The organism is Methylophaga thalassica MP (assembly GCF_000214595.1).
GTDB classification, from domain to species: Bacteria; Pseudomonadota; Gammaproteobacteria; order Nitrosococcales; family Methylophagaceae; genus Methylophaga; species Methylophaga thalassica.
Window position 1 is genome coordinate 1,088,281 of sequence record NZ_AFIG01000001.1, and the last position, 18,419, is coordinate 1,106,699.

At 42.4% G+C, this 18,419-nt stretch carries 18 protein-coding genes; 16 read left to right on the plus strand and 2 right to left on the minus strand.

What is annotated here, in order from left to right; genetic code table 11:
• The first annotated feature begins 21 nt into the window (after window positions 1-21).
• From MAMP_RS05220 to MAMP_RS05270, 11 genes are all read left to right on the plus strand, one after another.
• Window positions 22-600: an FMN-dependent NADH-azoreductase gene (locus MAMP_RS05220; protein WP_007144945.1), complete on the plus strand. Its 579-nt coding sequence runs from the start codon at window positions 22-24 to the stop codon at window positions 598-600.
• Window positions 601-619: 19 nt separating this feature from the next.
• Complete coding sequence (locus MAMP_RS05225) at window positions 620-1,462, plus strand: pirin family protein (RefSeq protein ID WP_007144946.1); 843 nt, start codon at window positions 620-622, stop codon at window positions 1,460-1,462.
• A 115-nt stretch (window positions 1,463-1,577) separates the two neighbouring features.
• On the plus strand, window positions 1,578-3,200 hold the full coding sequence (locus MAMP_RS05230; protein WP_007144947.1) for a phosphoethanolamine transferase: 1,623 nt from the start codon (window positions 1,578-1,580) through the stop codon (window positions 3,198-3,200).
• Between the two features lie 7 nt (window positions 3,201-3,207).
• Window positions 3,208-3,894 (plus strand): phosphatase PAP2 family protein, encoded by a 687-nt coding sequence (locus MAMP_RS05235; protein WP_007144948.1) that lies wholly within the window; start codon window positions 3,208-3,210, stop codon window positions 3,892-3,894.
• Window positions 3,895-3,982: 88 nt separating this feature from the next.
• Window positions 3,983-4,963 carry an HlyD family secretion protein gene (locus MAMP_RS05240; protein WP_007144949.1) on the plus strand — a complete coding sequence of 327 codons (981 nt, stop codon included), beginning with the start codon at window positions 3,983-3,985 and terminating at the stop codon, window positions 4,961-4,963.
• A 7-nt stretch (window positions 4,964-4,970) separates the two neighbouring features.
• Entirely contained in the window at window positions 4,971-7,694 is a 2,724-nt protein-coding gene (gene rbbA / locus MAMP_RS05245) for a ribosome-associated ATPase/putative transporter RbbA (RefSeq protein ID WP_007144950.1), read from the plus strand.
• 1 nt (window position 7,695) lies between these two features.
• On the plus strand, window positions 7,696-8,817 hold the full coding sequence (locus MAMP_RS05250) for an ABC transporter permease (RefSeq protein WP_007144951.1): 1,122 nt from the start codon (window positions 7,696-7,698) through the stop codon (window positions 8,815-8,817).
• 203 nt (window positions 8,818-9,020) lie between these two features.
• On the plus strand, window positions 9,021-9,785 hold the full coding sequence (locus MAMP_RS05255; protein ID WP_007144952.1) for an EAL domain-containing protein: 765 nt from the start codon (window positions 9,021-9,023) through the stop codon (window positions 9,783-9,785).
• Window positions 9,786-9,949: 164 nt separating this feature from the next.
• Window positions 9,950-10,417 (plus strand): DUF2721 domain-containing protein, encoded by a 468-nt coding sequence (locus tag MAMP_RS05260; protein ID WP_007144953.1) that lies wholly within the window; start codon window positions 9,950-9,952, stop codon window positions 10,415-10,417.
• 109 nt (window positions 10,418-10,526) lie between these two features.
• Window positions 10,527-11,561: a mechanosensitive ion channel family protein gene (locus MAMP_RS05265; RefSeq protein ID WP_007144954.1), complete on the plus strand. Its 1,035-nt coding sequence runs from the start codon at window positions 10,527-10,529 to the stop codon at window positions 11,559-11,561.
• Window positions 11,562-11,629: 68 nt separating this feature from the next.
• Window positions 11,630-12,433 (plus strand): potassium channel family protein, encoded by an 804-nt coding sequence (locus tag MAMP_RS05270; RefSeq protein WP_007144955.1) that lies wholly within the window; start codon window positions 11,630-11,632, stop codon window positions 12,431-12,433.
• 40 nt (window positions 12,434-12,473) lie between these two features.
• On the opposite strand, the gene MAMP_RS05275 is transcribed toward MAMP_RS05270, so the two are convergent.
• Window positions 12,474-13,844, minus strand: a complete 1,371-nt coding sequence (locus MAMP_RS05275) for a GGDEF domain-containing protein (RefSeq protein WP_007144956.1) — start codon at window positions 13,842-13,844, stop codon at window positions 12,474-12,476.
• Between the two features lie 125 nt (window positions 13,845-13,969).
• Between MAMP_RS05275 and MAMP_RS16510 the strand changes: the two genes are divergently transcribed.
• Window positions 13,970-14,101 (plus strand): hypothetical protein, encoded by a 132-nt coding sequence (locus MAMP_RS16510; protein WP_007144957.1) that lies wholly within the window; start codon window positions 13,970-13,972, stop codon window positions 14,099-14,101.
• Between the two features lie 82 nt (window positions 14,102-14,183).
• Window positions 14,184-14,807 (plus strand): esterase/lipase family protein, encoded by a 624-nt coding sequence (locus MAMP_RS05280; protein WP_007144958.1) that lies wholly within the window; start codon window positions 14,184-14,186, stop codon window positions 14,805-14,807.
• Between the two features lie 41 nt (window positions 14,808-14,848).
• Here MAMP_RS05280 and rnk read toward each other — a convergent pair whose 3' ends face one another.
• Complete coding sequence (gene rnk, locus MAMP_RS05285) at window positions 14,849-15,265, minus strand: nucleoside diphosphate kinase regulator (RefSeq protein WP_007144959.1); 417 nt, start codon at window positions 15,263-15,265, stop codon at window positions 14,849-14,851.
• A 633-nt stretch (window positions 15,266-15,898) separates the two neighbouring features.
• On the opposite strand from rnk, the gene MAMP_RS05290 reads away from it, so the two are divergent.
• Genes MAMP_RS05290 through MAMP_RS05300 form a run of 3 tightly spaced genes read left to right on the plus strand, consistent with a single transcriptional unit; the run spans window position 15,899 to window position 18,409 of the window.
• A complete protein-coding gene (locus MAMP_RS05290) occupies window positions 15,899-16,873 on the plus strand; it encodes a DUF2157 domain-containing protein (RefSeq protein ID WP_007144960.1) in 975 nt (324 codons plus the stop codon).
• A complete protein-coding gene (locus MAMP_RS05295) occupies window positions 16,870-17,925 on the plus strand; it encodes a DUF4401 domain-containing protein (RefSeq protein WP_007144961.1) in 1,056 nt (351 codons plus the stop codon). Before MAMP_RS05290 ends, MAMP_RS05295 begins: the two co-directional genes overlap by 4 nt.
• Window positions 17,912-18,409, plus strand: a complete 498-nt coding sequence (locus MAMP_RS05300; RefSeq protein ID WP_007144962.1) for a GDYXXLXY domain-containing protein — start codon at window positions 17,912-17,914, stop codon at window positions 18,407-18,409. Before MAMP_RS05295 ends, MAMP_RS05300 begins: the two co-directional genes overlap by 14 nt.
• Window positions 18,410-18,419 lie beyond the last annotated feature (10 nt).

Consider the following 18,419-nt stretch of genomic DNA (forward strand, 5'->3'; position numbering starts at 1 on the left):
ATCGAAAACAGGAGAATAAACATGAATAACACGATTTTACATATCAATAGTAGTGAACGTATTCAGGACTCTGTGACACGCCAGGTATCTGCTGAACTGGTCTCGCAACTACAAAAGCAGTCTGGGCTAGCTATTAAATCTCGTGATCTAGCGAAGGGTATTCCGTTTATTAACGAAGATTGGATCCATGCCAATTTTACCGATCCCGAGCAACGTACTGAGCAAAATAGACAGGCTTTAGCTACCTCGGACCAACTGGTAGAAGAGTTACAAGCGGCCGAGATATTGGTCATTGCATCGCCTATCTACAACTTTAGCGTACCAGCCGTATTAAAAGCCTGGATCGATCAGGTGGCGAGAGCAAGAGTCACATTTCGTTACACTGAAAATGGCCCAGAAGGTTTATTGAAGGCGAAAAAAGCGTATCTGGTGATGGCTTCTGGCGGCGTGCCTCTGGGTAGTGAAGTCGATTACGCTTCTACTTACCTGAAGCAGGTCATGAATTTTCTTGGAATTCAGGATGTCACTGTGGTGGATGCAGGCAGTCTGATTCAAGAAACAGAAACACTCACACAAAAAATTGCTGATATTGTCAGCTAATATCTATCGGGAGAATGTGATGACTCAGACAAGGGAATTAAGACAAATCATCAACGGAGACCGGGTCTCAGATGGCGCAGGTGTTCAGCTGACGCGTATTATCGGCTCACCACATCTCAATATGCTTGACCCTTTTCTGATGTTTGATGCCTTTGGTTCAGATAAGCCTCAGGACTATATTGCTGGCTTTCCTCCACATCCCCATCGTGGCTTTGAGACGGTGACCTACATGTTAGAAGGTCGTATGCGTCATGAAGACAGTGCAGGCAATGCCGGGGTAATTGAAACCGGTGGTGTGCAATGGATGACGGCAGGCAAAGGGATTATTCATTCGGAAATGCCAGAGCAGAAAGAAGGACGCTTAGCGGGGTTCCAGTTGTGGGTTAACCTGCCGGCAAAAGAAAAGATGAGTGAGCCTAAGTATCAGGAGTTTGATGCTGAGCAGATTCCGGTAGCCAAATTGGATAATGGCACCGAAATCAAGGTCATTGCTGGTCAGACAGATAGTGGCGTGAGTGGTGTGATTAATAACCCGTTTGTTAATCCCCTATACCTGCATGTGTTTTTACCTGCGGGAGTCACGTTTGAGCAGACAGTGAAGGAAACGGACAACACGTTTTTGTATCTTATGAAAGGTCAGATACAGATCGGCGATAAACAGCGACTACTTAATGCTGGTCAACTTGCCGTATTGGAGACCGGATCAAAAGTGCGTGTCTACAGTGAACGTGATACTGAGTTTGTACTGGTATCAGGGCAGCCTTTGAAGGAACCTGTCGCCAGGGGAGGACCGTTTGTGATGAACACGCGGGAACAGATTGAACAAGCCTTCGATGATTATCGTCAGGGTCGGTTCGCTTAAGTTTTGTTTGTTTTGCTGAGAAAAAGCCACTGATTTGTCAGTGGCTTTTTTGTTTAAGTATTTTTTAAGTTGCAGGGATTAATCTTGGCCAAAATTAATTTGGTTGAGGTTTATCATGCGTCGTGCGATTTCTTCTCAGTATCTAGTATTACTGTTCTCAGTGCTCTTGATGCTTGCTTATAACAATGGTTTGTGGGGTGGCATCGTTCAGGCAAATCAATTAATCACTCAACATAATCTGTTGTTTTTAGGTTCATGTGCCATCTTCATGACGGCGCTGTTTAATTTAATATTTAATTTGGTGTCATCCCGATACTTGATAAAACCGATTTTGATTTTCATTGTGTTATGTTCCGCCGCCGCCAGCTATTTTATTGATAGCTATGGTGTGCATATTGACAGTTCGATGATTCAGAATGTGTTAGAGACGGATACCGCAGAAACAAAAGAATTATTGAGTCAAGATTTCATTATTCATTTTCTGTTATGGGGTATTTTGCCGGCATTTTTAATTGCTAAACTACGGATTGCCCATGTCCGTTGGACAAAGCAATTACTGATGAGCTCGTTTTCTATCACCATGAGTATTTTAGCCATGGGCTTGGTTGCTGCTTTTTTCTATCAGGACTACGCTTCTACCTTCCGCAATCACCGGGATTTACGTTATTTAATCAATCCCACCAGTTATATCTATGCGGTCACCAAAATTGCCAAACAACAGTTTGCTGAAGCTGATAAACCATTGATACCTATTTCACAAAATGCCGCGCTCGGCAGCTTCGCGCATGAGAAAAAACACCGTACCGTAACAGTAATGGTGGTGGGGGAAACTGCCAGGGCAGAATCGTTTCATCTGAATGGTTATGAGCGTGAAACAACCCCAGAGTTAGAGAAAACCAATAGTCTGTATTTTAATAACGTTTCGTCTTGCGGTACGGCGACAGCTACTTCAGTGCCATGCATGTTCTCACAGTTTTCTCGTGATGATTATGATGATGAAAAAGGCCATGGTTATGAAAGTGTTCTGGACGCTATTTCTGCTGCCGGTGTGAAGGTCAGCTGGCTTGATAATAACAGTGGCTGTAAAGGTGTATGTGATCGCGTTGAGCACCAGAAAGTGACAGAGGTTAATCTGGCAGAGTTATGTCCTGATGGTGAGTGTTATGACGAAGTGTTACTCACTAATCTTAAAGCGCTGGTCGCGAAGTCTGACGGTGATCAGTTGATTGTGTTACATCAGAAAGGCAGCCATGGTCCGGCCTATTTCAAACGTGTACCAGCAGCCTTTGAAAAGTATAAACCGGTGTGCCAAACCTCAGAGTTACAAAAATGCTCTAATGAGGAACTCAGAAATGCGTATGACAATACGATTTTATACACCGACCATGTGCTCGCTCAGCTGATTCAGTATCTGGATAACTTATCTTCTCAATCGATTGATACCGCGATGATTTATGTGTCTGATCATGGTGAGTCCTTAGGTGAACATAATCTGTATCTGCACGGCACACCTTATTTTGCAGCACCTAGCCAGCAAACCCATGTACCTATGGTGGTGTGGCTGTCAGATAACTATGAACGTGACTATCACATTAATCCGCTGTGTATGAAAAATGAAACCGGTAAAGCTGTCAGCCATGACAATATTTTCCATTCATTGTTAGGCATGAACAATGTCTTACTGCCAGGTAAATATGACCCTGCTTTAGATATCTTTGCCAGCTGTCAGCATAGCTAAATCAACTATGCAAAATCATCTGGTAAGACTATGGGGCCTGTATTTTATTCTGATCAGTTTTATTGCTGTCACAGAGCTGGATAAATTAGTCGCCAACATCTGGTATCAACTTGAAGGCGGCCAATGGCAATTGAAGCATTATTGGCTGACACAAACCTGGTTACATGATGGCGGTCATGACCTGGCAGTCATCCTGTTTATCCTTGTATTACTTAGCTATGTCATCAGTGTTTTGACGCGATATTTATCACCATATCGTCATGTTTTAGCTTATCTAAGTATGAGTATTCCACTATCGACACTGACAGTGAGTGCGGTAAAAAGACTAACCGAGGTCGACTGTCCCTGGTCTGTGATCGAATTTGGTGGAGACAGGCCTTATCAGTTCTGGTTGCATAGTTTATGGTCGCCATTGGAAGGCGCAGATCATTGTTTTCCAGCTGGTCATGCAAGTTCAGCTTATATGTTTTTTGGGGTGTATTTTGTCAGCAAGCAACTTTTCCCTCAGCATGCCAGAAACGTGTTGTATGGCATCATCGTATTAGGCGTGATTTTCGGGGTAGCTCAGCAGTTACGGGGGGCGCACTTCATCAGTCATGATCTCACCTCAGCATTTATATGCTGGACAGTATCCTGGTTATTATGGCGTTTCTGGCCAATTCAAAAATTGAAACAGGAAGTTATTCACGAATAGATGATCCACGTCATTTCAGTTATTTCGCTATTGTGTATTATTAGGTTTAGCATTCATTCCGATAACGCCTCAACACAGAAGACAACACATGCTGCGATTACGAAATTTAATTTTGTTACTGATAGTGATTGCCGTGGCCGCGGCGAGTTATTACTGGAAATCTGAACAAGAGCTGACATTACCGAGTGGTTTTGCTGCAGGTAACAGCCGTATTGAAGCCACTGAAGTCGATGTGGCGACAAAAACGGCAGGTAAAGTGGAACAAATTACGGTGAATGAAGGCGACTGGGTCTCCCAAGGTCAGGTGCTGGCGGTTATGGATACCGAACAAGCCAAGGCCAGTCTGGCGGTAGCCAATGCTAATCTGAATAAAGCGAATGAATCCAAAAAATATGCCCAGGCCATTCTGGCACAGCGGCGCAGTGAAGTTACCCTGGCAAAAAAAGAGCTTGAACGCACGCAAGCCTTGGTAAAAAAAGGCCACCTTAGTCAGGAAGTGATGGATCAAAAAGAAACACAAAAGGCGACGGCTCAGGCAGCCATGCAAGCGGCATCAGTGCAAGTGGCTGAAGCTCAAGCCGCCATTGAAGCAGCCAAAGCTGAGGTGACAAAAGCACAGGTGGTGATTGCGGATAGCCAGTTAACGACGCCGCGCAATGGCCGTGTTTTATACCGCTTAGCTGAGCCAGGTGAGGTATTAGCTGCTGGTGGAAAAGTGGTGACATTAATAGATGTCAGTGATGTCTATATGTATCTGTTTTTACCGACGGACCAGGCGGGGCAAACGCGGGTTGGTGCAGAAGCTCGTATTGTCGTTGATGCTTATCCTGATTTTTCTATTCCTGCCCATGTGTCTTTTGTGGCGCCTCAGGCTCAGTTCACGCCTAAATCAGTCGAAACCGAAGAAGAGCGCCAAAAGCTCATGTTTCGGGTAAAAGTGAAAATTGAAGAAAGTGTATTAAAAAAATACGCAGAACAAGTTAAAACTGGGGTGCCTGGTGTGGCGTACATCAAGTTAGATGAGAATGCGCAGTGGCCAGAAAAAGTGCCACCACTTATCACATACTGATCTGTCAATGTCTGCAGAAACAGTAGTCAGCTTAAAAGACGTCAGTCATCAGTATGGTGATACTCAGGCATTAAATGATGTGTCACTGGAGATTCCTTGCGGACAACGCGTTGGTTTTATTGGACCTGACGGTGTCGGCAAGTCAACCTTATTAGGCCTTATTGCTGGGGTAAAAAAAGGTCAGAGTGGTCAGTGTCTGGTTATGGGCACTGACATCCAGAATAATAAGCAACGAACAGAGATGTGTTCAAGAATTGCTTACATGCCGCAAGGTTTAGGTAAGAACCTGTATATGACCTTGTCGGTACATGAAAATCTATTATTTTTTGCTCGCTTGTTTAATTTACCTGCTGATGAGCGCGAACAACGTATCCAGCTGTTATTAAAAAGTACTGGTCTGAGTGAGTTTCGTGATCGTCCAGCTGGCCAGTTATCGGGCGGTATGAAACAGAAACTCGGATTGTGTTGTGCTTTAATTCATAACCCCGACCTGTTGATTCTTGATGAGCCGACCACCGGTGTGGATCCCTTATCGCGGCGTCAGTTCTGGACGCTCATCGACCGGATTCGCGCTCAGCGTCCACAGATGAGTGTGTTAATTGCAACTGCGTATATGGATGAAGCGGCTGGCTTTGATTTTCTCATTGCCATGGATGAGGGTGTGGTCATGGCTACAGGCACACCAGAAGCACTTATTGAACAGACGGGACAAGACAATCTCGATCAAGCGTTTATTGCGCTATTACCCGAAGATAAACGCCAGGGACATAAGGCCGTCACTGTTCCACCACGACAACAGTCAGAGAAGATTGCTATTTCAGCGAGAAATTTATCCAAGACATTTGGTAACTTTACTGCGGTTGATAACGTTAACTTTGAAATAGAGCGCGGTGAAATTTTTGGTTTCCTTGGGTCTAACGGCTGCGGTAAAACCACTACCATGAAGATGTTAACGGGATTATTACCGACAAGTTCTGGTGAGGCGCTTTTATTTGGCGAACAGGTGGATGCCAATGATATGGCGACTCGCCGCCGCGTAGGGTTTATGTCACAAAGCTTTTCTTTGTATGAAGAACTTTCTGTCAGTCAAAATCTATTTTTGCACGCCCGTTTATTTAATTTAGCCCAGGATTATCAACACCAGCGTGTTGAGACGTTATTAAAAGAATTTGAACTCGAGCGTTATCAGAAGCAGTCAGCAAAGGATTTACCCTTGGGGATTCGGCAGCGTTTATCGCTGGCAGTGGCGATTATCCATGAACCAGAAATCCTGATTCTGGATGAACCGACATCGGGTGTTGATCCCGTGGCACGTGATGGGTTCTGGGAGCTATTGATTGGCTTATCCCGTGAGCAAGGTGTCACTATTTTTGTTTCCACTCACTTTATGAACGAAGCCCAGCGTTGTGATCGGATTTCATTAATGCATGCAGGTGAAGTGCTCGCTACTGACTCACCAGCTGCCTTATGCAAAACAAAAGGGTTTGAGACTTTAGAGGAAACCTTCATTGCCTATCTCACGGAACAACAAGCAGACGATGGGGATAATAGTCAGCTACTGGCAGAAAATACACTTTCCGAATCACAACATAAAAAAAAGCAAAACCGTTTTTCGTTGACTCGTCTACTGGCTTATAGCTTGCGAGAGACATTAGAAATTGGCCGTGATCCGGTTCGTCTGGTGTTTGCCTTTTTAGGGACAGTGATTTTGATGTTTGTGCTCGGCTATGGCATCAGTCTTGATGTCGAAGATATCGCGTTTGCGGTGATGGATCGTGATCAGTCACCTGAAAGTCGGGACTATATTCAAAGCCTTGCCGGCTCGCGTTACTTTGACGAAAAAACGCCTATTTTGTCAGATGCTGAGATGGATGAACGCATGCGAAGCGGTGATATCAGTATGGCGATAGAAATTCCACCCGACTATGGCAAAGATATGCGCCATGGACAACAACCCAGTGTCAGTGTTTGGGTGGATGGTTCGATGCCTTATCGCGCTGAAACCATAAAAGGTTATATTCAGGGCTTTCACCTCAGTTATCTATCCGAATTGAGTCTCCGCCAGTTTGGCATAAAAGTGTCACCCAGCTATCAGCTTGTCTCACGCTATCGCTACAATCCTCAGGTCGAAAGTCTGATTTCAATGGTGCCAGGTGTCTTGCCGATATTATTGTTGATGATTACTTCGATGCTGACGGCATTATCGATTGTGCGTGAAAAGGAATTGGGGTCCATCACTAACTTTTATGCCACTCCCGTTAATCGGCTTGAATTTCTGATGGGCAAACAGTTGCCCTATATTGTGATTGGCATGATGAATTTTCTGATGCTGATGTGGCTGGTTTATATGGTCTTTGATGTGCCATTAACCGGCAGTTTTTGGGCATTACTGGTCGGGACATTTCTTTATATCGTTGTCGCTACCTGCATGGGACAGTTTATCTCTGCTTTTACTAAAACACAGATTGCCGCCATTTTTCTAACCATGATCACCAGTATTGTGCCTTGCGTGAATTACGCCGGACTGATTAATCCTATTAATTCATTAGAAGGGGCAGGCTATGTGGTGGGGCATATCTACCCGGCTTCTTATTATCTGTTGATTTGTCGCGGTGCCTTTACTAAGGGCTTAGGTTTTGATGAATTAAACGCGTTTTATTGGCCCATGGCACTGGCTATTGTTGTTTTGATGTGTCTGAGTTGGTTGCTACTCAAAAAGCAGGATAAATAAGATGAGCAGCCTGAAAAATATTATTAACCTTGGTATTAAAGAACTTCGCACTTTGGTACAAGATCCCGTCATGGTGATTGTGATTTTGGTGGCATTCACCTTAATGGTGTACTCAGCAGGCAAAAGTGTGTCGACAGAGCTGCAGAACACGCCGATAGCTGTGGTGGATGAAGACCATTCGGCGATTTCCATTAATATTGCAGAAGCGTTTTATGAGCCTCATTTTAAACCGGCGCAGCAAATATCACTTCAGGATGTGAATAAATCACTTGATACTGGTTCATATACTTTTGTACTCGACATCCCTGATGATTTTCAAAAGGATTTATTAGCAGGGCGCCAGCCTGAAATTCAGTTAGCGATTGATGCCACAATGATGAGTCAGGCTTTTATTGGTGCCGGCTATATCAGTGAGATTATTGATAGAGAAGTACAGCATTTATTGGAAACAAATAATGCGACTTCCAGCCAGGCAGTAAAACAGATCGTAAGAATGCGGTTTAATCCAAACCTTAATAGCGCCTGGTTTAGCGGGGTGATGGAGCTGATCAATATGATTACATTGCTGTCAGTGATTCTGACGGGAGCCGCGTTGATACGAGAGCGTGAACACGGCACCTTAGAACATTTACTGGTGATGCCCATCACACCCTTTCAAATCATGATGGCGAAAATCTGGTCGATGGGGCTGGTGGTGTTAATGACCAGTACTTTTTCACTTTATGTTGTCATTCAGGGCTGGCTGAATATGACGATTGCTGGTTCCATTTTGCTGTTTCAGTTAGGGACGGCTTGCTTTTTATTCTCTACTACATCATTGGGCATTTTATTGGGCACACTGGCCCGAAGCATGCCACAGCTGGGCCTGTTATTACTGTTATTGATATTGCCGTTACAGATGTTGTCTGGTGGGATGACACCCTTCGATAGCATGCCAGAAATTGTGCAAAACATTATGCAGTTTGCACCGACTTCGCATTTTGTCAGTACTAGCCAGGCGGTGCTTTATCGTGGTGCTGGTTTCTCCATCATTTGGCCCGATTTATTAGCCAATGTGGCGATTGGTAGCGTGTTTTTTTTATTTGCTCTGGCATTATTCAGAAAAAGTCTGGCAAGTGTTTGAACAGTGCTTAAGTCATCATTTGTTGGACAAGTTTTACGTCGTACTTCAGTATATCTGAGGATAGCCGATTGAATTTTAATTAAGTCCATAAAATTAAGTCATAAAATGATAGGGTTATAACATTATTGGTCATTTTCAAAGCTTCGCACATAGCAGACAGATGACGAGTAAGAAAAATAGCCAAGGTAAGGAGGGAATAGACCATGAATTTAGAAGAGAAAATCTGCCAGAGTTGTACAGAAGAGAATAGTTTGGATTTCGACTTTACTATGGCTTTTCAACCCATCATTAATTGCAGTAATGAGACTGTTTATGGTTACGAGGCGCTGGTTCGAGGCATTAATAACGAGTCAGCCTATTCTGTAATATCCAGAGTTAATGATAATAATCGTTATTTATTTGATCAGCTCTGTCGGGTGAAAGCGATTTCACTTGCATCGAAGTTGAATATTACTTCGATGCTGAGTATTAACTTCCTACCTAATGCGATTTATGTGCCGGAGCGTTGTATCCGCACTACCTTTGAAGCAGCTAAACAGTATGACTTCCCCTCTGAGAGAATTATGTTTGAGTTCACTGAGGTCGAAAAAATGGACGATACCGAGCATGTTAAACGTATCGTCGATTATTACCAGTCGCTGGGGTTTAAAACGGCAGTGGATGATTTCGGCTCTGGCTATTCAGGACTGAATCTGCTTGCCGACTTTCAGACAGACATTATTAAATTGGATATGGCGCTCATCAGAAACATTGATTCGAATAAGGTACGTCAATCTATCGTCAAGAATTGTTTAACCATGTTTAATGAGCTAAATATCACGACATTGGCTGAAGGCATTGAAACATATGAAGAATATGTCTGGTTACGTGATGTGGGGATCGAACTCATGCAAGGCTATTATTTTGCAAAACCCGGGTTTGAGAGTTTGCCCGACATAAATCATGGACAATATACACAAGCAGGCTAGTGATAGCGTATTTGCATAGAATAATTGATATATGCTGTTGTTTTCCTGTGCTGGTAAATGCGGTTCAAACAAAACATTGATGCATATATCACCTATAATCTACAGTTGATATCACTTCTCCAGGTGGTTAACGACAGGCAGATTCAGAAAAATAAGAGAGTCAGATGACAATGTTTACCTGGTTAGCTAATCTTGGTGACGTTACCCATGCCGTACAATTGGCGTTAACGCCTGCATTCTTGCTTACTGGTATGGCGGGAATCCTTAATGTAATGGCAAACCGACTTGCTCGGATTATAGACAGAGCACGTGTTTTGACCGATCAAATGTCTTCGGTAACTGAGCTGTCTGAGCCTTGTCGACAAGAAATATCTGTATTGGGACTTCGCCGTCGAGCGGCAAGTAATGCGATCACCATGTGCGTTCTGTCTGCACTCTTAATTTGTTCTGTGGTGTCGGTGATGTTTCTGGAAGCACTGCTTGATTTCAATTTACGCTGGCTAATAGGTGCATTATTCATGGGCTCGACATTGGCACTGGTATTCGGGCTTGCGTTTTTCCTTCGAGAAGTTCATCTGGCAACACGCAACAGTTATAAGATGATTCCGTCAATGCAAAGAAAGAAGCATTGAACAGGACGCCTTATCAAGCACGGATAATATTCAGCCAAAATATGAGAATTATTGCTTTTGATTCTCAGCCCCGATATATATTGTTTTATTGACGAGAAACTGCATCACTATGGCATCAGACTCTCTTGGATTAATGGATACGCTTAACATATTGTCGGCTCAGTTACTTGAACTATGGCAAGCGACGATCAGGGTGATGCCCTCTTTTGTTATTAGTTTGCTGGTTTTTCTTATCTTCTTTTTTCTGGCAAAGCCATTCTCTGCTTTACTTGTTCATCCCATCGGCTATATCAGTACCAGTAACCTTGTACAGAATGTTGTCAGGCGCGCTATTAGCCTGTTTATTATTTTAATCGGTTTGTATATTTTTCTGAGTATTGTTGGCTTGACGCAGGCTGCACTTGCCATTGTCAGTGGAACGGGTCTGTTAGGCATTATTATTGGTTTTGCTTTTAAGGATATTGCAGAAAACTTTATTTCGAGTTTGCTGCTGAGTGTGCAACGTCCGTTTTTGATCGGCGATGTGATTGAAGTGCAGGGACTAAAAGGGGTAGTAAACAAAGTCACAGCCCGTGGCACAACCTTAGTCGATTTTGATGGAAATCATATCCAAATTCCCAACGCGACTATTTATAAAAATGTCATTAAAAACTTTTCGGCTAATCCCTGGGTAAGAGGCAGTTTTATAGTTGGGATTGGTTATGATGCCAGTATTCAACAATCACGTCAGACCATTTTGGCTGTGTTGAATGAACAAAATGAAGTGTTAAAAGATCCTGAACCACAGGTGCTTATTGACTCATTAGGCTCATCCACGATCAATATCGTGATTAATTTTTGGGTGGATGGTCACCAATATGCGCTAAATAAGGTGGCTTCGGTTTTGATGCATAAAACTGTTCGACGCCTTGAATCCGCTGGTATCAATATGCCCGATGATGCGCGTGAGGTTATTTTTCCTCAGGGCATACCTGTCGTCCAAGTCAATCCGCAACAGTCAATGATGGCAAAGGCGGTCGATAAGCCTCCCGTCCAGAATGACAGTGCTGAGGTGAGCACACAACAACTTACCAGTGATACACAAGATATTATTGATCAAGCGAGAAATGCACGCGATCCAGAGGAAGGCAAAAATATTATTTAAACAAACTCCTCGCAGAGTTTGATGTTGGTTTTTTAGACTCAAATAAGCAATATAAACAGGAGCCCACAATGGGGCAGGCAACACCATCAAACCTAAGTTTCTGGCAAAAATTACATAATAAAATAGACCATCTTTATAATGGCTCAACTCCGAGTTCCAGACGCTTTCGTTGGGGATTATTAGCATTTGATGCTATTACCATTGTTTATTTTATATTGGCCTCTTTTTATCACCACATAGATGATTTCCATATTCTGGAAGAGGCGATTGGGATTATTTACTTGCTCGAGCTAATGGCCAGGCTCTATATCAGCAAATCAAAATTCCAAGAATTGTTCCATCCTGTTGGTTTGGCTGATATTATCGTCATTATTTCTTTGCTTGCACCCTCTCTTGCAGAGAATTTCAGTTTCCTGAGAGTGATAAGAACACTTCGTTTATTGCGCTCTTATCACATGCTGAGAAATCTTAGAAAGCAGTCACGTTTTGTGAGAATGCATGAAGATGTGATCTTCAGCGTGGTAAATTTGTTCGTGTTTATCTTTGTGATCACTGCTGTCGTATATGTCAGCCAGGTGCATATCAATGATGATATCAATGACTATATTGATGCGTTGTATTTCACGATTGCCACCTTAACCACTACTGGGTTCGGCGATATCACATTGGTGGGACATGACGGCCATATCCTGGCGGTGCTGATTATGATTTTTGGCATCTCTTTATTTTTACGTTTGATTCAGACTATTTTTCGACCAGGGAAAATTCGTTATGAATGTCCGTCATGTGGCCTGAACCGACATGACCATGATGCCGTGCATTGTAAACACTGTGGTGAGGTGATTCATATCACTACAGAAGGTGAGTACTAAGTCTGCTGATATGATAAATGGGCAGAAAGTTAGCTGAAGACTAGACGACTTCCACACGATTACGCCCATTCGCTTTAGCCAGATATAAGGCATTATCAGCGCGATTAAAAAAGTCAGTCGTCGTATCACCTGCTTGATATGATGTTATGCCAATACTCACCGTGAAGTGCGGCAATGATGCGTCTCTATAGGTATCAATTTTCGTCTGTAAAAGCTTTGCAATCTCCAGGGATTGCTCGTGTTCGGTTTGTTTTATCAGTACAGCAAATTCTTCTCCACCGATACGGAAGATAGTATCGGTTTCCCGAAGTCGGTTTTTTAACAGTTCAACAAGCTTAATGAGTACGGCATCGCCCACCTCATGACCATATTGATCATTGACCTTTTTAAAGTGATCGGCATCAATCAGAAGTAAGCTTAACTTGGCGCCACGTGATGCCAAATTTAATTGCATTTTTAACTGTTCATCCCATTTGTGACGATTATAAGCGCCTGTCAGTTTATCCAGAGTCGCGAGTTCAATCAGTTGTTTCTCTATTTCATCGCGGCTGATTATTTCATGGCTAAATTGTTTTAATAACAGTTTTAATTCATGTTCAAATTGAGAAAGTTCATCTCGTTCGTCAGCGATATTGTTATCTACCTCGAAATCGACAACCTCCCTATGTTCAATAGCATTTCTGAATAAATGTATTGTGTCACGTGTTTGGGTAATTCGTTGACGAAAATACTGGATGGTATATTGCGTTAAATACAAACCAATAATGAATGCACACACACCTAAAATGCTGGTCATAATCATGAAGTTTGATTCATGCTTTTCAGTATAAATAGCGGTGCTGACGGTTAATGCGTTCAGGTGATTGAGTAATTTTCCAAGCTCATCATCCAGTTGTTGATCTTGTTGTTCGAGATGCTCCCAGTTAATTGATTCTCCAGTGAGCATGGCTTGAATACTAGCCATAAAACTTTTTTCAAATGCCAGTCTGACCTGATGAAGTTTGTTCATTGAAGTCAGCAACAGTTGATGTTGTTCTTGTTTAAAGCGAATGCGACCTTTTTCAATCCCACTTTCGATAATGGCTGATGCTTTATACATTTGCTCAGAGAGATGCTGATTATAACTCTCCAGTTGTTGGTGTATGTCAGTAGGATTGATGTTGTTATTGGATGGTTTATGATTGGTTTGACGAAATAATTCAATCAGAATATGTTGCCGAAGCTGAAGCAGTTCAATTTCTGAAACGACCTCAGTTAATGGGGTATCTACCTCAGCCAGCTCAATCATCTCAGACCGAATTTGCTGCAGTCCTATCATTGAATAGATGATCATAATGATTAAAAAGGACAATAAGATAATTGAAAGTCCACCGATCTTTCTGCTGATTGATGAGTTTACCCAACGTAACATTAAAATTGCTCCTGAATCCAAGCGTACAGTTTAGCAATATGCTGCTTATACATCAGTGTTTTAAATCCTTATTTAATTTATGTTAGTGACATGATTTAATGTCTATGCCCCAGGGAAGAGGGCAAGTGAAAAAAATTAAGGAAGATAAAAATGAAAAATATCACCTTGATGCTAGCTGTGATTTTTTGCCAGCTTGTGTGACCTTAGCAGGCGATTATCAATCTTTTGTGTTTGTCATCAGCTTTCAGAATTATTGATCGAGATACAGGCGAGTAATTAGAAGGGGAGAGCCCTTATCATTAAAGATCTAATAATAAGTTGTTGTGTGTCGTTCCACTCATGATACAAGTATTATTTGTACATGGTATGGGCCGATCTCCTTTGTCAGCCTGGCCGCTGCTTAGACAGCTAAGAAAACAGGGCATTAAAACATCGACATTTAGCTATTTCGTGTCGTCACAATCGTCTGAGATGATTCAGTTTAGACTGGCAAAACGAATCCGGGATATAGCTAATCAAGGTGAATATGTGCTGATTGGTCATTCACTTGGTGGCGTGTTAATTCGATCGGCATTGGCCAATATGGATGACAAGGTTCGTTTGCCAGAACGTTTATTTTTACTGGGTTCGCCAGTTCGAACATCACGATTAGCTATGTTCTTTCAACGCTATTGGCTTTTTCGTTTGTTAACAAAAGACTGCGGTAAACTATTGGCAACGAGTGAACGGATGCAAGCGATTCCTGCTAGTCATTGCCCAACAACGGCTATTGTTGGCGTTAAAGGCATAAACGGAAAAAACAGCCCATTTAAGAGTGAGTTAAATGATGGGGTGGTGTCTTTGTCGGAGGTCAGTGCTGACTGGATGACAGAGCAAATTCAGCTACCCGTGATGCATAGCTTTTTACCATCCAGCAGGCAAGTATCGAATCTGATTATAAAGAAACTCGGCTTATTGAGTTAATAGACTGGCTCAGGGTAAAACTATCCTGAGCCATCTTCTTTTTAGCGATGGTATTCGCCAGCACGTTCCGGTTGATACAGAATTTCATCAACACGAACCTGAATGGTTTTGCCATCACGCCCAGGCCAATCAATTTCATCACCTTCCACCAGGCCTAGCATGGCGCTACCGGCAGGTGCCAGAATGGAAATGGTTTTGCCATCGGCTGTCATATCTTTTGGATAAACCAAGGTCAGACAAAATGTTTGATTTGATGATGAAACTGAAAATCTGACCGTTGAATTCATCGTAACCACATTGGGTGGAATCGCAGTTGGTTCAACGATATCTGCACGTTCAAGTTCAGCTTCAAGATAGCTTGTTCGTTCTACTTCATTGGACGGTAAAGTATCCAGAATCTGTTCTAAGCGGCTTAAGTCCAGTGCTGAAACAATAATATTCGGTTGTGACACATTCATTTAATAACCTCTCAATTGCAAGATGTAGCTATGCTGCGAACACTTGCGATAGATAAAAAGGGAAATAAAAATAGGCGAGGAACATAAACTGTTCTGAGCGCTATCATGCCATAAAGGTATGAAAGTGGTAAGTCATATTCTCTTTTTCAACAGGTTGCCTTGTGACAATGACATCCAGTGTAAATAAGGATGAAGGATATTGCATATGAGTTAGGCTGAGTTTAGCTTAGCGGTTAATAATGATTAGATAAGTAAAACTGCCACAAAATAATGAAAAGAACGGCACTAATAATTAAACTGATATCGATAATGACTGACAGTATTTTTATTCTCAAACAATGTTGCCATAAAGGCGGTCGACAACAGTAATTACGGGGACAATACTAATACAACGACAATTAATGAGAACTGAGAGTGAGTTGTTGGTTAGGTTATGCGGATGATTGACCAGAATTGATGGTTTTTAAACAGTCTTGTATAAATTGAACAAAAAGGGGTGATTGACTGCCATCAGTGCCTTTGTCTATTTAAACCTTTTCCGGTGAAAAATGCTTATTCAGCTCTTATTCGAGAGGCTAAATCATCAATTTTATATAACGACTGAAATTAAGTTCATTAAACAAGGAAGAGAAATTGACTATCCAAAAACGATCATCAGTTATTGCTTTGTTTGAGGCGGGGGCGATTTCTAGCCAGAAAATGCCTGCGGTATTGACATTATTAGGGTTAAAACCAGACAAAGACGGTTGGTTAAAGATTTTTCAAATGTTATTACTTTGCTTTGGTAGTTGTGCCATTGCATTTTCAGTCATCTTTTTTATTGCCTATAACTGGGCGGATATGAGCCGTCTTAGCAAATTTACCTTATTGGAAAGCAGCATTGTTTTCTCCGTTATTTTGTATTGGCGATTGGCACGAACAGGTTTAGCAGGCCGCTTAGCCTTACTGGTTGCCAGCTTGCTGGTCGGCGCATTAATGGCTTTTTTCGGGCAAACATATCAAACCGGAGCTGATACCTGGCAGTTATTCTTTTACTGGGCTTTATTCATCACACCTTGGGTTGTCATTTCTCAGTTTTCTACATTATGGTTAGTTTGGTTGTCACTGTTGAATCTGTCACTCGTACTCTATTTTGATATTTTTCATTCAGTATTCGGCCTGTTCTCTGATTCAAACAATAGTCTGTTCTGGTGTCTGTTTTGGTTTAATACACTGGCATTAATTATTTGGGAGATGTTCAGCCAGAAAATGGTCGCACTCACAGAGCGGTGGCCACAGCGAATACTTGCGGTGATAAGTGGCTGGGCAATCACCACACTAGTGATTTATGCCATTGTGGATGAATCTGAAAATGCGTTTTCCCCATCAATTACCTGGTTAGTTTGGATATGCCTGTTTATGTGGGTATATCGTCGACGCTGTACTGATTTATTTATGTTGGCGGGTGGCTGCTTATCGTTGATTGTTGTGGTGATAACCCGGTTGGCGATGCAAATTATGGAGACCGGTGAGGAAGGGGCTCTGCTGTTTTTGTCAGTCCTTATTATTGCAATGGGATCCGGCGCGACCTACTGGTTGAAACAGGTTCACAAGGAGATTGAATCATGAATCAACACAGCATTGTTTGGAATACCCTGAAACAAGCTGAGCTGGTAACTGGGGAGAAACCTCAGGGATTGACTCCCAGCACACCTTGGTACATTAAAACCTTATTGGCGATTGCCGGCTGGTTAGCATCGCTCTTTATATTGTCTTTTCTTGGCTTAATGTTTAACCAATTATTAGAGTCAGTCGTTGCAGATATTATTCTGGGTAGTGGGATGATCTTTTTAGCTTACCACTTACTTTTAAAACAGCATTCTGATTTTGTTGAGCATTTAGGTTTAGCGATGAGTCTGGCAGGTCAGGCACTGTTTATTTTTGCCGTTATTCAGTGGCAAAGCACGACATACCTGACAAGCTGGCTGGCTGCATTGTGTTTAAACATTGGGCTAGTGATATTAATGCCGCACTTTGTGCATCGGGTTATTTCTGCTTTTTTTGTCTGTATCTGCCTGGCAGGAGTGATGACAGAGTTGGGTCTTTATTCGCTTGCTATTCCTGTTGTTATGCTGTCGTGCGCCTGGTGTTGGTTACATGAGTTTGTTTCTGTGCGCTGGCATGGACATATTACAGCGATGGGGTATGGCTCTATCCTGGCCTTGCTCGTAATTCAAACTACGCAGATATTTGATTCTGGAATGACGTTGTTGATGGATGAGCATCTGCTTGAGCAGTACATCCGTTTTTCCTGGACTTCGGTGATAGCAGCCGCTGTTATTCTGTACGTTACGGTGATGTTAATTAAACAGCATCAGTCTTTAACACATTCATCTTCTATTTATATTTTTCTGTTGGCCCTTATATTTGCTGCGGTGGCATTTAATATCGCTGGTTTGTATATTGCCGTGATGATTATGGTATTGGGCTTTGCCAGTGGGCATCGCCTGTTAATAGGTTCTGGTATTGTTTTTTTGCTGTTTTGTATTAGCCATTATTATTACGTTTTGAATACGACGCTATTAATGAAATCCATCAGTTTATTGGTGTTGGGGATCGTTTTAATCGGCTTATATTGGTGTTTACCTAAACTGTTTGGAGGTAAACATGAAGCTAACTAAGCTTGTCGCTGTACTGGGGTTGTTGCTGATATTGCTTGCTGTGAACTGGTCAATTTATAAACAGGAGCAGGTTTTAGCACAGGGTAAAACCGTTTTATTGAAATTAGCTCCGGTGGATCCTCGCTCATTGATGCGAGGGGATTATATGGCGCTGCAATTTGAGATAGCCAATCAGATTCGCTCAGCACTTCTTCATCAAAACGCTGACTCGCAAACGCCGTATAAATTAGAACCGCAAGAGGGCTATGTGGTGGTAAAACTCAACCAGCAAAATCAGGCTGAGTTTGTCAGAATTGACCATGGTGACGCCTTAGTGGGAAACGAGTTGCGTTTATTTTTTCGGGTTAGACACGGCATGGTTAAGTTTGCTACCAATGCCTTTTTTTTCCAGGAAGGCAAAGCATCAGAATACGAAAACGCCGAGTTTGGTGAGTTCAGGGTAGGGGATGATGGTAACTTGCTTCTCGTTGATTTAAAGCAGTAAGTTACCACCA